The sequence below is a fragment of the Vulcanococcus limneticus LL genome (genome assembly GCF_002252705.1).
GTDB classification, from domain to species: domain Bacteria; phylum Cyanobacteriota; class Cyanobacteriia; order PCC-6307; family Cyanobiaceae; genus Vulcanococcus; species Vulcanococcus limneticus.
The window spans coordinates 13595-26713 of sequence record NZ_NQLA01000014.1 but is presented as its reverse complement, the minus strand read 5'-3'; the positions used below and the strand labels follow the sequence as shown (position 1 = coordinate 26713).

The following is a 13119-nucleotide window of genomic DNA, read 5'->3' as shown; positions in this document are numbered from 1 at the left end:
TGTTGGTGTGCCTGGAACTATTTCGCGATGTGCCCCGGGGCACATCGTCCTGGCGACTTGAAAGTCTCCAGAGGGCTTGATCTTCCCGTTTTGAGTGAGTTAAACCCAGGCAATGTTGCCGCCGCTACATTGCCTCGCGCTGGCAATGACTCTTTGTGAAGTCGGTGATTGTTGCGTCGGGTTCTTTTGAAGAATGACGCGGTGCGAGGCACGCAAGCGCCAGCAGCTGATTCCCTTCCCAGAGCGTCAATGCGATCTGGTTGGGCAGCGAGTCGGTGCTCTGTTTCTCCTTTCACCCCTACCCACCGATTCTCCTTGTCGAGAACAGGAGTCTGTTTCTATGACTTTTGACGTCTTCACCAAGGTCATCGCCCAGGCCGATACCCGGGGCGAATTCCTGAACGCCGGTCAGCTCGACGCCCTGCAGGGCGTGGTTGCCGACAGCTTCAAGCGTCTGGATGCCGTGAACCGCATCACCTCCAACGCCTCCGCCCTGGTGACCAATGGCGCCCGCGCCCTGTTCGAGCAGCAGCCCGCCCTGATCGCTCCCGGTGGCAACGCCTACACCCACCGCCGCATCGCCGCCTGCCTGCGCGACCTGGACATCATCCTGCGCTACATCACCTACGCGATCTACCTGGGTGATTCCTCCGTGCTGGAAGATCGTGCCCTGAACGGCCTGCGCGAGACCTATCTGGCCCTGGGCGTGCCTGGTGCTTCCGTGGCGGAAGGCATCCGCAACATCAAGGCCGCCGCCATCGACCTGGTGAACGACCGCAACGGCATCACCCCCGGTGACTGCTCGGCTCTGGTGGCTGAGATCGGCACCTACTTCGACCGCGCCGCCGCCGCAGTCGGCTGAGCGCTGACTCTGTTCCGTCCCTTCACCCCATCCTTCACGTCATGTCGAAGACTCCCCTCACCGAAGCCGTTGCCGCCGCTGACTCCCAGGGCCGCTACCTGAGCAACAGCGAACTCGTGGCCGCCTTCGGTCGCTACGAGCGCGCCAAGAACGCCCTCGATGCCGCCCGTCAGCTCACCGCCAAGGCCGACGAACTCGTCAACGGCGCCGCCCAGGCTGTCTACAACAAGTTCCCCTACACCACCCAGCTGCAGGGCCCCAACTACGCCTCCGATGCCCGCGGCAAGGCCAAGTGCAGCCGTGACATCGGCTACTACCTGCGCCACATCACCTACTCCCTGGTGGCTGGTGGCACCGGCCCCCTGGACGACTACCTGATCGCCGGTCTCGATGAGATCAACCGCGCCTTCGAACTGTCCCCCTCCTGGTACGTCGAAGCGCTGACCTACATCAAGAACAACCACGGCATCGCTGGCGATCCCGGTGTGATCGCCAACAACTACATCGACTACGCCATCAACGCCCTGGTCTGAGACGCTTCGGCGTTTCGATCGAGCAGCTCGGGGGGCCTTGGCCCCCCTTTTTCATGCCGCTCCACAGCCCTGAACCCGTTGCCTCAGCCCAGCAGGGCCAGGCCGAGACCCAGGAGCCAGCGGGCGGCCCCCACGGCGGCGGCGGCGCCGATCAGCGGCATCACCCGCCAGCGCCAGCGCAGCAGCGCCAGGGCCGACAGCACCAGGATCGCCAGGGCGCCCCAGTCGAGGCCGGCGCCGGCCTGGGGCCAGAGCACCGGGCCCGTGAACAGCAGGGCCAGCGTGGCGATCACCCCGACCACCGCGGCCGTGATCGCCGTGAGTGGGGCCCCCAGGCGCAGGTCGTTGCGGCTGGCCTCCACCAGGGGCGCCCCGGCCAGGATGAAGCTGAAGGAGGGCAGGAAGGTGAACCACACCACCGTGAGCGCCGCCGCCGCCGCCGCCCACCAGCTGCCCGGCTCCAGACCCAGCACGCTGCCCTGCCAGCCCCCCAGGAAGCCCACGAACGCCACCACGAGGATCAACGGACCCGGGGTGGTCTCCCCCAGGGCCAGGCCATCCACCATCTGGGCGGCACTGAGCCAGCCGTAGTTCTCCACAGCCCCCTGGGCCACGTAGGGCAGCACGGCGTAGGCGCCGCCGAAGCTGAGCAGGGCCACCTTGGTGAAGAAGCGGGCCATGGTGGCGAGCACCCCATCCCAGCCATCGGCCCAGCTGAGCAGGGCCAGGGGCAGGCCCAGGGCCAGGCCGCTGACCAGCAGCGTCACCGCCAGGCTGCGACGACTGAAGCGCCCGTGGGCCGGGGTGGGGGTGTGGTCGTCGTGCAGGGCCGGGGCCGGGGCGCTGGAGGGTGCGGCGGCTGGCGCGGCTTCCGCTGCCTGGACCGCGGCACCCCCGCCCCCATGGCCGCCATGGCCGGAGCCACCGGGTTTGGTGATCAGGGCCGGTCGCCAGTGGCCCAGCAGGGCGCCGCTCAGGGCTGCCGTTGCCACGATCAACGGGTAGGGGAGCTTCAGCAGGCTGAGGCCGAGAAAGGCCGCCAGGGCGATCAGGCGCAGGGCCGGCGTGTGCAGGGTGCGGCTGCCCACCCGCCAGGCGGCCTGCAGCACGATCGCCACCACGGCCGGCTTGAGGGCCCAGAACACCGCCGCCAGCAGCGGCAACTGGCCCCAGAGCACGTAGATCGTCGAGAGGCCGATCAGGACGGCCACCCCCGGCAGCACGAACAGTGCCCCGGCCACCAGGCCGCCCCAGGTGCCGTGCATCAGCCAGCCGATGTAAGCCGCCAGCTGGGTGGCCTCCGGCCCGGGCAGCAGCATGCAGTAGTTGAGGGCATGCAGGTAGCGGCGCTCCGAGAGCCAGCGGCGCCGCTCCACCAGCTCGCTGTAGATCGTCGCGACCTGGCCTGCCGGGCCGCCAAAGCTGGTGAAGCCCAGCTGCAGCCAGTAGCGGGCTGCGGCCCTGAAGCTCACGGGCGCTGTCATCGACGACTCAAGCGGGGTGGCGCCCATAATCCCCTGCACCCCGGGCGATCTCGGGGCTTCCAATGTGGCCGTGGCTACACGGACTCGCCGCGATCCGGATGGCGTTCACTGGGGACGGGCCGCGCCAGATCGGTAGCGCCAGACGGCAGCCCACGTGGCCGCAGGCACATCGGGCGCACTCCGCGGGCTTCAGGCTGAGATGTCGTGCCTGGCCGTCGGCTGCGCTGTGATGGATGCCGCTTCGCTCCCGGTTCGGTTGAAGCCCGGGGCCGTCCCCAACAACCTGCGCCCCACCTTCCTGATCATTGCCGGCTGCTTCCTGGCGCCGTTCCTGCTGGGGTTGCCGCTGATCCTGCTCGGCCTCTCCCAGCTGCGCAGGCCGGACGGCACCCGCACCTACGGCTTCCTGCTGCCGCCCCTCTTCTGATCTGCCCAGGGGTTCAGGCGACTTGCTCAGGCCAACCGCTCAGCCCAGCAGCGCTCAGGCCAACAGTTCTCAGCCCAGCAGCTCCCTCACGATCGGCTCCAGCTGCTCCACTTCCGTCAGAAAGCCATCGTGGCCGCCGATCGAGTCCAGGTTGTGGTGGCCGATCAGGCTGCGGAGGCCCCGGCTGATCTGTCGCTGCTGCTCCGGCGGAAACAGCCGGTCTGAGCGGATCGACACCACGCTGGTGCGGGCCGTGATCCGCTCCAGGGCCGCCGCCATGCCGCCTCGTTCCCGGCCGATGTCGTGGTGGTTCATCGCCTGGCTCAGGGCGATGTAGCTGTTGGCATCGAACCGCCGCGCCAGGGCTTCGCCCTCCTGGCGCAGGTAGGTGTTGATCGCGAAGCACCCCGCCGGCTCCTGCTGCCGCCCGAACTGCTGCTCCAGGGCCTCGCGGCTGCTGTAGCCAAGGGTCGCCAGTCCGCGGGCCAGCAGCAGACCGCGTAGGGGTGGTGTGGCGTTGGTGTCGTAATCGCCGCCGTTGAACAGCGGATCCAGCCGGATCGCCTCGATCTGGGCCTGGTGCTGGGCGATCTGGTCGGCGCCGGTGGCAGCGGCTGTAGCCATCAGCAGCAGGTTCGCGACCCGCTGCGGGGCCGTCACCGCCCACTCCAGGGCCCGCATGCCCCCCATCGAGCCACCGATCACCCCATGCCAGCGGGCGATGCCGAGCTGGTCTGCCAGGGCGAGTTCGGCCGCCACAAGATCTCTGATCGTGAGTGCGGGGAGACGGCTGCCATAGGGCCGTCCGTCCGGCGCCGCCGCACTGGGGCCCGTGGAGCCCTGGCAGCCGCCGAGGGCGTTGGGGCAGACCACGAAGAAGCGCTGTGTGTCCACCGGCCGGCCGGGGCCCACCATCGCGTCCCACCAGCCGGGGCTGGGGTGGCCGGCTTCGGCGGGCCCGGCGGCGTGGCTGTCGCCGCTGAAGCCGTGCAGCAGCAGTACGCCATTGCTGCGCTGGCTATTGAGCTGGCCCCAGCTCTCGTAGGCCAGGGTGATCGGCCCGAGCTGGCCGCCCAGGTCCAGCTGCAGGGGCCGGTCGGTGAACAGCTGGGCAAACTGGCGCCGGCCCGGCGGATCCCCCGGCAGCCAGGCCCCAGTGGCGCGCCGGCCTCCACCACTCATCCGTTGGCGGCGGCGAAGCCCAGCTCCAGGTCCGCCAGGATGTCCTCCAGGCTCTCCAGCCCCACCGACAGGCGCACCAGGCCCTGGGTCACGCCGGACTGGCCCAGTTCTGCGTCGTTGAGCTGGCTGTGGGTGGTGCTGGCCGGATGGATGATCAGGCTGCGCACGTCGCCCACGTTGGCCAGGTGGCTGAACAGCTGGGTGGCCTCCACGAAGCGCTTGCCCGCTTCGAGGCCGCCGGGCAACTCGAAGCTCACGATGGCGCCCTGGCCTTTGGGCAGGTAGCGCTGGGCCCGCCCATGCCAGGGGCTGCTGGCCAGGCCCGGGTAGACCACCCGCGCCACATCGCCGCGCCCCTCCAGCCATTGGGCCACGGCCAGGGCGTTGCTGGAGTGGCGCTCCAGCCGCAGCGATAGCGTTTCCAACCCCTGCAGGAACAGGAAGGCGTTGAAGGGGGCCACCGCGTTGCCCAGATCCCGCAGCAGCGTCACCCGCGCCCGCAGGGCGAAGCGGGCCGGGAACAGGGCCTCCGGCAGCTGGCTGAACACCAGACCGTGGTAGCTGGGATCCGGCTCGCTGAACTGGGGGAAGCGGCCGCTGGCCTCGTAGTTGAAGTGCCCGCCATCGACGATGACGCCACCGATCGAGGTGCCGTGGCCGCCGATGAACTTGGTGGCCGAGTGGATCACGATGTCGGCGCCGTGCTCCAGGGGCCGCAGCAGGTAGGGCGTCGCCAGGGTGTTGTCGATCACCAGGGGGATGCCGGCGGCGTGGGCCACGGCGCTCACCCCCTCGAAATCGAACACGTCGCCCTTGGGGTTGCCGATGCTCTCGCCGAAGAAGGCTTTGGTGTTGGGCCGGATCTCGCGGCGCCAGGCCTCGGGGTCATCGGGGTTGTCCACGAAGCTCACCTGGATCCCGAGCTTCGGGAAGGTGTAGTGGAACAGGTTGAAGGTGCCGCCGTACAGGGAGGAGCTGGCCACGATGTGGCCACCGCTCTCCGCCAGGTTGAGCAGGGCCAGCGTCTCGGCCGACTGGCCGCTGGAGGTGGCCAGGGCCGCCACGCCCCCCTCCAGATCCGCCACCCGCTGCTCGAAGGCCGCCTGGGTGGGATTCATGATCCGCGTGTAGATGTTGCCCAGCTCCCGCAGCCCGAACAGGTTGGCGGCGTGCTCCGTGTCGCGGAACACGTAGCTGCTGGTCTGGTAGATCGGCACCGCCCGCGCTCCGGTGGCCGGATCGGGTTGGGTGCCTGCGTGGATCTGCCGCGTTTCGAAGCCGTGGGCCATGGGGGGGCGAGGTTTAGGGCGGGGAGGATCGTGGGGGTAACAGGGGCGGCAGGTGACGCTGGCGCCGCCCTGGTGGTTGGCTGGATCAGCGGGCGGCGCCGATCTCACTGGCTTCGAGGACCTCGCGCAGCTCGCCGGTTTCCACCTGGTAGATGAAGCCGTGGATGGGAATGCGGCCCGGCACCAGCGGGTGCTCGCGAATGCGTCGCACGTCGTCCACCACGCTCTGCTCCAGGTTCTCGATCGTCAGCCAGTCGATGGCCTCACCGGCGCTGGAGCCCGGGCCTGCGCCCACGTCCTCAAAGCCGCTGGGGCCGAGTACCGCGGTATCGAGACTCCGGTGGAGCAGGCCGCGGATCGTGTCGTTGGTGAAGAACTCCATGCCGCAGTTGGTGTGGTGGATCACGAACCACTCCTGGGTGCCCAGCAGCTTGTAAGAGATCACCAGCGAGCGGATCGCGTCGTCGCTGGCGCGGCCGCCGGCATTGCGGATCACGTGGGCATCCCCCTCCACCAGGCCGGCATAGCGGGCCGGATCGAGGCGGGCGTCCATGCAGGTGAGGATGGCGATCCGCTTGGCGGGGGGCAGGGGCAGCTTGCCCCTGTCGCCGAAGCCCTCGGCATAGGCGCGGTTCGCTTCGAGGATCGAGGGGCGGAGGCTGGTCGCCGTCATTGGGGAAGTCGTGGGTGGTGACGCGGAGGGGCTGGTCCCGGTTCAGGCCGAGCGGCGCAGCAGGCGACGCCCCAGCCGCTGGCTGAGGGCCAGCACCGTCAGCGGGCTGAGCACCACGGCCAGGGCCGTGGCGAACAGGGGCAGGGGCAGGTGCTGAATGCCCAGCAGCACGGCGCCGAGCAGCAGCACCGGAATCCAGGGCAGCTGCTCCGGGCTGGGGCTTGCGCTCGGGCTGTTCGCCAGGGGCAAGCCTTCGGACTGCCAGCGGCTGAAGCCCCCCTCCAGCCGCTGGATGCGGCGGTGATAGCCGGAGCCGTGCAGGGCCTCGGCCACTGTCTGGCTGTCGCGATCGTCCTGGCCGATCAGGATCAGGTCGGCTTCGGGCGGGTCACTGCTCACCAGGAGGCCGGCGGGGATGTTGTGGCTGCCGGGGATGTGGGCGCGCCGGAAGCGGCCGGGACGGCGGATGTCCACCAGCAGGGGGGCGTGGCTGCCGGCGGGACGCTGTTGGAGGGCCTGCAGGTCCTGGCTGCTCAGCAGTTCGGGGTTGGGGCTGGTCATGGCGCGGTGGGGGCGTGGGACGGGATCAGAGACTTGGTGGCCTGCGGACGGGCCGCATCCGGCTGACGACATCGCGCGTCGCCCCAGGGCGCTGGCTCCAGGTGCTCCAGCGGCAGCAGGGCCTGCAGCACGGCCAGATCGAGCCCGAAGGCAAGACTGCCGCTCCACTCCCAGCGTTGGCCGGCCGGCCAGGGGCCCTGTGCGTGAGCCGCGTCGGGAGTGAACCAGGCCATGGAGTGGGCTGTCACGGTGAACGCATCCTGCTGGCCCCGACGCTTAAACAGCGGTATCCCGAGCCACATACCGTTCTTTGCGGGGTGACTTGGGTCGGGGCCCGGGACTGCTGCCGAGCAGGAGCGGCGCCTGGATCTGGCCTCAGTCCACGCACAACAAAGCCACGCACAAAAAAGGGCCGCAGCAGGAGCGCTGCGACCCTCGGGGATCTCCCTCCCGGTCGGAGCAGGGGGTGCCTGGCTCGTTCCCGGAACTCCGTCACTCTGCGGGCCGCAGGTCCAATCCGATGTAGTCGTCACCACCTGGCCAGGGCAGTCCATGCACAGCGTGTCGCCTCGATCCGCCGCGTGTGGCAGTGGCTACATGGGCAGATTTTGCCGCCCATAAAGTTGGTCTCAACAAGCCATCATCGCGCGTCGCCGTGGTCTACGAACTTCCCTCCAGGGGTGATGCCGTTGGCGACGATCTGCGCCTCGGAACCGTGGCTCCCAGCCTGGAGGTGCGCTGTCTCACCCCCCTGGAGGTGCGCCGGCTGGTGTGGGAGGGTGTGCCCCTGCTGGATGCCCGCTCAAGCCGCGAGTATCAGCGCTGCCACCTGCATCACGCGATCCATCTGGCCACACCTGCGCCAGCCCAAGCCAAAGCACTGACCGCTTCCCTGGAGCCGTTGCCCTGGGAGGCGTCGCTGCTGCGAGCCCGCTTCCCCGATCGGCGCGCCCCGCTCATCTGCTACAGCAACGCAGAGGGCCGTTCTCACCAGCTCGTGCTGCGTCTGCAGCAGCTCGACTATCTCCACGTCTATGCCCTCGCGGGCGGCCTGAACCGATTCCTGGCCCCGCAGGACGCCTAGGCCGGCGCTAGTGCTGGTCTCCCTGGAGGTGGCGCCGCACCACCTCGCCTGAGCGCAGCAACAGCGCCTCCCCTCGCTCCAGCGCCCGCCACGACTCATTGCAGGTCAGGGGCTCGGTGCTCACGATCGTCACCACGTCCTTCTCGGTGGTCACCTGGGAGAAGTCCACGCTCACGTCGTCGTCCGCGAGGGTGGCGGTGGTGAAGGGATAGCGGCGGGTGATCGTGTGCAGGCGCGTGCCGCCATAGGCGTAGAGCCAGCGGCCATTGCTGATCAGGCAGTTGAAGATGCCCTGGTGGGCCAGCTGATCCGAGCAGCGCACCAGGGTGCGGAAGATCGCGGCCTCGTTGCCCGGATCGACTCCGGCCTCGTTGAGGCTGTTGAGGAACCAGCAGAAGGCGGCTTCGCTGTCGGTGTTGCCCACCGGGGTGTAGTCACCGGCGGCCGGGATCACGCCCTGGATGTCGCCGTTGTGGGCAAACACCCAGTCCTGGCCGCGCCAGCGGCTGTGGAAGGGGTGGCAGTTCTCCAGCGCCACCAGCCCCTGGGTGGCCTTGCGGATGTGGGCCAGCGAGTAGAGCGCCTTGAGATCCAGCTCCGCCAGCTGGGCCGCCACGGGCGAGAAGGCGGCGGGGGCCTCCTCCCGGTAGATGGTGAGGGCACCGCCGGCCGGATCGAAGCTGGCCAGGCCCCAGCCATCACCGTGCACGCTGGTGTCACCCCCCCGCCGGGCCAGGCCCCGGAAGGAGAACTGCATGTCGGTGGGGGTGTTGGCGCTGAGGGCCAGGAGTTCGCACATGGCGGATCAGGGGGGGCGTGGGTACCCCCGGGCTCGGGAAGCGGCGGCGCGGGCCTAGGCCACGGCTGAAGGACGCAACATGGATAGACAACTGGGGATGAGCCTACGGGCTGGCTTCCGCCGGGCCTTTGGCCCATGAAAAAACCCCGGCCGCAGGGCCGGGGTTGCCACGGACCCCACGGGATCCCGAACCAGGATCAGCGGGTCTGGCTGAAGATCTGGTCCCAAACACCGCCCTTGGAGAAGTGCTTTTTATCGACGGTGGGCCAGCCGCCCAGATCGCCGATGCGGAAGAACTTCACATCCTGGAAGCGGCCCTTGGCGTAGGCCTTGCCCTCGGCGGTCACCGGGCGGAAGCCGTTGTCGGCGAAGGCCTTCTGGGCTGGGGCCGTGAACAGGAAGCGGGCAAAGGCCTCGGCCACCTTGCGGGTGCCCTTCTTGTCCACGTTCTTGTCCACGACGGCGATCGGCATCTCCGTCAGCACGTTGGGGCTGAAGATCTTGTAGGGAGTTTTCCACTCGCCGTTGCGCTTGGCCAGGATGGCCTCGGTCTCCCAGTTCAGCAGCACGTCGCCCTTCTTGCGCTTCACGAAGGTGTCGGTGGCCTCGCGGGCGTCCTTGGGCAGCACTTCGGCGTTCTTGTAGACGCCGGTGATCAGCTTCTTGGCTGCGGCCTCATTGCCCCCCTGCTCGGTCACTGAACCCCAGAGGGCCACGTAGTTCCAGCGGGCGCCACCGGAGGTTTTGGGGTTGGCCAGAACGTTGTCCACGTCCTTGTTGTCCAGGTCTTTCCAGCCGTTGATCTTCTTGGGGTTGCCCGGGCGGATGAAGGCCACCACGGTGGAGTTGGTCGCCACCGCGTTGTTGGGCAGCCGGCTCTCCCAGCCGGGGTTGATCAGGCCGGCCTGCTGGATCTTGGACACGTCGGCCGCCATGGCCAGGCCCACGAGGTCAGCTTCCAGTCCGTCGATCACGGCGCGCGTCTGGGAGCCGGAGCCGCCGTAGCTGCCCTTGATGGTCACCGTCTGGCCGGTTTTCTTCTTCCAGTCGGCCGCGAACAGGGGGATGATCTTGTCGTAGGCGGCCTTGGTGACCGCGTAGCTCACCAGCAGGATCTCCTGGGGCGCGGGGGCGGCAGCCGGCTTCTTGGCTTGGGCCTGCACAGGGCTGCTGATGAGGCCGGAGGCGCCAGTGACGGTCAGGGCGGCGACGGCGAGGCCCGCACCGAGACGGCGGGACAGGGAGGATGGGAGGTAAACCACGCAAATCCGATGGGACACAACCCCAACATAGGTGCTGGTGGGGTCGGCGCCAGTATTCCCGACTACATCCATCGGGAACTCCGCGGAACCGCCGAATCCCGCGTGGCTGCTGTCACAATCGGCCCAGACCCTGCGCCCGCGCCAGCCCGTGGCCTTCAGCTCCAAGACCGAGTACGGCCTGGTGGCCCTGATTGAGCTGGCCGCCATCTATTCCAGTGGCGCGGTGCTGCAGGTGGCCGAGATCGCTTCCCGCCAGTCGATCCCCGACCGCTACCTGGAGCAGATGCTCACCAGCCTGCGCCGCGGCGGCATCCTGCGCAGCATCCGCGGTCCCAAGGGCGGGTATCAGCTGGTCAGGCCCCCGGCGGACGTGTTGGTGTCGGAAGTGGTGAGCTGCCTGGAGGGCGATGCCGCTTCCCGCGATGCGGCCGAGCGCAGCACGCCGGAATTCCAAGTTCTCCATGGTCTTGCCGGCCAATTGGAGCGGGCCCGGCTGGACCTGCTGGAGGGCACCACCCTGCAGCAGCTGCTGGAGCGGCGCGACGCCCTGCTCCAGGCCCAGGCCATGTACTTCATCTGAGCCCAGCGCTCGCAGCTGGCAGGTCAGGTGTCTGCGGGTCCAGGACCCGTGGACCGGGCAGGCGGTGCTTGGTTCTGATTTCAAAACCCGCTTGGCCGATTGGGTATGCGTGCTATGGTTTGACCATCACGCGGAGCGCCCCATGCGCTGTTGTTGTTTCCGAATGTGTCCCGCCGACCCGCTGTCGGCCCCCGAATTCCCCATGCACCTCTCGCCTCGACACCGCCATGGCCACCACCACCACCGCTCAAGCCCTCCGCCTCACCCTGCAGCCCAATGACGTGCTGCCGGAGAACCTGAACTGGAAGATCCAGGAGGGTTACATCCGCACCGCCACCTGGGACGAAGAAGGCGAAACCATCACCCTCGGAGTCTGGGGCCCCGGTGACTGGGTCACCGCCGCCTACTCCGCCCTCAAGCCCGTTGAAATCCAGTGCCTCACCACCGTGGTGGTGGAGCAGTTCCAGCCCGAGCCGGCTGACATCGAGGCGCTGCTCCTGCAGCAGATCAAGAACCTCGAGGAGATCTTCCAGGTCAACCGCATCCGCTCCGCCGACCAGCGCCTGCTGGCCCTTCTGGCCTGGATCGGCCGTCGCTTCGGCCAAGTGAGCAGCCGCGGTTACCGCCTGTCGTTGAAGGATATGAACCTCACCCACAAGTCACTTGCCGATCTGTGCGGCCTGACCCGGGTGACCGTCACCAAGATGCTCAATCGCTACAAGGGCGAGGGTGTGTTGCAGCAGATCAGCAAGGACGACCTGTTCATCCCCTCGGTGGCCCTCGTGCCCAGCGTCATCTGACCTCAGCCTGACTTTCTATTGATTCCACGCGTCCCTTCACCCCTTTCCTCTGCCTGCCATGGCACTCCGTGCTCCCAGGCCCACCGGTCGCTCCGGTGCTGAGCCCCAACGCTTCACCCTGCGCTTCAAGAACGGTCAGCTCCTGCGCCATCAGGATGGGCTGACCCTCGCCCAGTTCCGCTCCGACGGACGCCTGGCCGCCTTCTGGCCTGAAACCAGTGAGACGCCAACCCCGCGCCAGCGACCGGTTTTCGATCCCACGGTGCATCCGCTGGTGTACGGCTGAATCCGTTGCCGTTTGGCCAAGTCAACAGGGGTGGTCCATCGCGACCACCTTTTCTGTTGCTATGGGGCAAGCAAGGATTGGACGGAGCCCGATGGGCTGAGGGGCGCTGCTTTTGTGCCCTGTCAGCGTGTGGCAGCGTTTACACAACGCGGCCAAGTCCATTCCTAAGATAAAGGGCGTAATTTCGCTCGGGATAACCGGGTAACGCTGGTGCTTCGCCAACTCACCTCCCGCCGCCGCCTGCTGGCAGGCTTCGCTGCCGCCGCGGCCGTGTCGGTTCTGCCCCTGCAGGCCGGGGCCGCCTCCGCCAATACCACGATTCAGCTGGCCACCCCCGCGGAGGCCGCCCAGGCCTCCCGCTCGGGTCAGTGGAAGATCCTTGATGTGCGCCCCGTGCCGCCGCTCGACTACGTCGCTGGCCACGTTCCCAATGCGGTGCATATCTCCGAGCAGGCCTTCCGGGGCTCCAATGGTCGGCTGCCCTATCAGATCTGGCCCGCCGCTGATCTGGCCAATCTGCTGAGCAAATCTGGGATCTCCAACAGGGATTCGGTGCTCGTCTACTCCGACGGCACCAACGTGCTCGGCGCCACCCTGGTGGCCTACATCCTCGAGAAGAGCGGTGTGCCCCGTGTCGCCGTGCTCGACGGTGGCCTGAGTGGCTACAAGGCCGCCGGCTCCCCCACCACCAAGGCGTTCCCCACCTACCGCCCCGGCACCTTCAAGACCACCGATGTGAAGGGCCTGAACATCACCCTCAAGGACCTGCTTCCCCTGGTGGGCAAGCCCAATGTGGTGATCGTGGATCCGCGCCCCAAGGCCCAGTTTGAGGGCACCGACCAGACCTTCATCCGCAATGGTCACATCCCCGGGGCCATCAACATCCCCTGGCAGGCAGCCACCGAGGCCAACAACGCCGAAGAGGCCCTCAAGAACCCCCATAAGTTCAAGTCGGTCGAGGCCCTGCGCAAGCTGTTTGTGTCGCGCGGCGTGACGCCCGACAAGACCGTGATCATCTCCTGCAGCACCGGCCGTGAGGCCAGCCTGCAGTACATCGTGCTCAAGCACCTGCTGGGCTATCCCAACGTGCGTGTCTACGAGGGCTCCTGGACGGAATACAGCGCCACCTCCAACCCACTGAGCACCGGCCCCGATCCCACGGCGCCCAAGTGAATGAGTCGGTCAGGCCAGCGAAACCCGCTGGCCTGGCTTGAACCACCAAGGGCAAGCGCATCACATACACGCACCCGAGTAGCGCAACCAAACATCCGGAGGCGTGGGCTGCAAGGTCCACGCC

At 67.9% G+C, this 13119-nt stretch carries 16 protein-coding genes; 8 read left to right on the top strand and 8 right to left on the bottom strand.

All coding sequences use genetic code 11. From position 1 onward, the window contains the following. The first annotated feature begins 340 nt into the window (after positions 1–340). On the top strand, positions 341–862 hold the full coding sequence (locus CJZ98_RS07950; RefSeq protein WP_094590143.1) for a phycocyanin subunit beta: 522 nt from the start codon (positions 341–343) through the stop codon (positions 860–862). Positions 863–903: 41 nt separating this feature from the next. Beyond that, on the top strand, positions 904–1395 hold the full coding sequence (gene cpcA / locus CJZ98_RS07945) for a phycocyanin subunit alpha (RefSeq protein ID WP_094590141.1): 492 nt from the start codon (positions 904–906) through the stop codon (positions 1393–1395). An 83-nt stretch (positions 1396–1478) separates the two neighbouring features. On the opposite strand, the gene CJZ98_RS07940 is transcribed toward cpcA, so the two are convergent. After that, positions 1479–2867 carry a chromate transporter gene (locus tag CJZ98_RS07940; protein ID WP_232756325.1) on the bottom strand — a complete coding sequence of 463 codons (1389 nt, stop codon included), beginning with the start codon at positions 2865–2867 and terminating at the stop codon, positions 1479–1481. 268 nt (positions 2868–3135) lie between these two features. Here CJZ98_RS07940 and CJZ98_RS18250 point away from each other — a divergent pair, with 268 nt between their 5' ends. Continuing rightward, positions 3136–3306: a hypothetical protein gene (locus CJZ98_RS18250; protein ID WP_157910919.1), complete on the top strand. Its 171-nt coding sequence runs from the start codon at positions 3136–3138 to the stop codon at positions 3304–3306. A 69-nt stretch (positions 3307–3375) separates the two neighbouring features. Here CJZ98_RS18250 and metX read toward each other — a convergent pair whose 3' ends face one another. From metX to CJZ98_RS18245, 5 genes are all read right to left on the bottom strand, one after another. Beyond that, a complete protein-coding gene (metX, locus tag CJZ98_RS07935) occupies positions 3376–4488 on the bottom strand; it encodes a homoserine O-acetyltransferase MetX (protein ID WP_094590137.1) in 1113 nt (370 codons plus the stop codon). Beyond that, a complete protein-coding gene (locus CJZ98_RS07930) occupies positions 4485–5777 on the bottom strand; it encodes a bifunctional o-acetylhomoserine/o-acetylserine sulfhydrylase (RefSeq protein ID WP_094590135.1) in 1293 nt (430 codons plus the stop codon). Before CJZ98_RS07930 ends, metX begins: the two co-directional genes overlap by 4 nt. Positions 5778–5862: 85 nt before the next feature. Then, a complete protein-coding gene (locus CJZ98_RS07925; protein ID WP_094590133.1) occupies positions 5863–6450 on the bottom strand; it encodes a beta-class carbonic anhydrase in 588 nt (195 codons plus the stop codon). Between the two features lie 42 nt (positions 6451–6492). Next, complete coding sequence (locus CJZ98_RS07920; RefSeq protein WP_157910918.1) at positions 6493–7011, bottom strand: rhodanese-like domain-containing protein; 519 nt, start codon at positions 7009–7011, stop codon at positions 6493–6495. Then, a complete protein-coding gene (locus CJZ98_RS18245; RefSeq protein ID WP_157910917.1) occupies positions 7008–7244 on the bottom strand; it encodes a hypothetical protein in 237 nt (78 codons plus the stop codon). Before CJZ98_RS18245 ends, CJZ98_RS07920 begins: the two co-directional genes overlap by 4 nt. Positions 7245–7666: 422 nt before the next feature. Between CJZ98_RS18245 and CJZ98_RS07915 the strand changes: the two genes are divergently transcribed. After that, positions 7667–8095, top strand: coding sequence for a rhodanese-like domain-containing protein (locus tag CJZ98_RS07915; RefSeq protein WP_157910916.1), 429 nt, complete (start codon positions 7667–7669; stop codon positions 8093–8095). A 7-nt stretch (positions 8096–8102) separates the two neighbouring features. On the opposite strand, the gene CJZ98_RS07910 is transcribed toward CJZ98_RS07915, so the two are convergent. Together CJZ98_RS07910 and CJZ98_RS07905 are read right to left on the bottom strand one after the other, a co-directional pair. Beyond that, positions 8103–8894, bottom strand: a complete 792-nt coding sequence (locus tag CJZ98_RS07910) for a class II glutamine amidotransferase (protein WP_094590127.1) — start codon at positions 8892–8894, stop codon at positions 8103–8105. A 197-nt stretch (positions 8895–9091) separates the two neighbouring features. Next, positions 9092–10156 (bottom strand): sulfate ABC transporter substrate-binding protein, encoded by a 1065-nt coding sequence (locus tag CJZ98_RS07905; protein WP_232756324.1) that lies wholly within the window; start codon positions 10154–10156, stop codon positions 9092–9094. Between the two features lie 148 nt (positions 10157–10304). Between CJZ98_RS07905 and CJZ98_RS07900 the strand changes: the two genes are divergently transcribed. From CJZ98_RS07900 to CJZ98_RS07885, 4 genes are all read left to right on the top strand, one after another. Continuing rightward, positions 10305–10736 (top strand): RrF2 family transcriptional regulator, encoded by a 432-nt coding sequence (locus tag CJZ98_RS07900; protein ID WP_094590123.1) that lies wholly within the window; start codon positions 10305–10307, stop codon positions 10734–10736. A gap of 227 nt (positions 10737–10963) precedes the next feature. Next, positions 10964–11536 carry a Crp/Fnr family transcriptional regulator gene (locus tag CJZ98_RS07895; protein WP_094590121.1) on the top strand — a complete coding sequence of 191 codons (573 nt, stop codon included), beginning with the start codon at positions 10964–10966 and terminating at the stop codon, positions 11534–11536. Between the two features lie 58 nt (positions 11537–11594). Next, positions 11595–11822 (top strand): hypothetical protein, encoded by a 228-nt coding sequence (locus CJZ98_RS07890; protein ID WP_094590119.1) that lies wholly within the window; start codon positions 11595–11597, stop codon positions 11820–11822. 210 nt (positions 11823–12032) lie between these two features. Continuing rightward, complete coding sequence (locus CJZ98_RS07885) at positions 12033–12995, top strand: sulfurtransferase (protein ID WP_232756323.1); 963 nt, start codon at positions 12033–12035, stop codon at positions 12993–12995. Positions 12996–13119 lie beyond the last annotated feature (124 nt).

Bases quoted from the DNA above. Each gene is read 5' to 3' on its own strand.
- metX (WP_094590137.1), bottom strand. From the start codon at position 4,488: ATGAGTGGTGGAGGCCGGCGCGCCACTGGGGCCTGGCTGCCGGGGGAT.
- cpcA (WP_094590141.1), top strand. From the start codon at position 904: ATGTCGAAGACTCCCCTCACCGAAGCCGTTGCCGCCGCTGACTCCCAG.
- CJZ98_RS07910 (WP_094590127.1), bottom strand. From the start codon at position 8,894: ATGTGCGAACTCCTGGCCCTCAGCGCCAACACCCCCACCGACATGCAG.
- CJZ98_RS07925 (WP_094590133.1), bottom strand. From the start codon at position 6,450: ATGACGGCGACCAGCCTCCGCCCCTCGATCCTCGAAGCGAACCGCGCC.
- CJZ98_RS07950 (WP_094590143.1), top strand. From the start codon at position 341: ATGACTTTTGACGTCTTCACCAAGGTCATCGCCCAGGCCGATACCCGG.
- CJZ98_RS07895 (WP_094590121.1), top strand. From the start codon at position 10,964: ATGGCCACCACCACCACCGCTCAAGCCCTCCGCCTCACCCTGCAGCCC.
- CJZ98_RS07890 (WP_094590119.1), top strand. From the start codon at position 11,595: ATGGCACTCCGTGCTCCCAGGCCCACCGGTCGCTCCGGTGCTGAGCCC.
- CJZ98_RS07920 (WP_157910918.1), bottom strand. From the start codon at position 7,011: ATGACCAGCCCCAACCCCGAACTGCTGAGCAGCCAGGACCTGCAGGCC.
- CJZ98_RS18245 (WP_157910917.1), bottom strand. From the start codon at position 7,244: ATGGCCTGGTTCACTCCCGACGCGGCTCACGCACAGGGCCCCTGGCCG.
- CJZ98_RS07930 (WP_094590135.1), bottom strand. From the start codon at position 5,777: ATGGCCCACGGCTTCGAAACGCGGCAGATCCACGCAGGCACCCAACCC.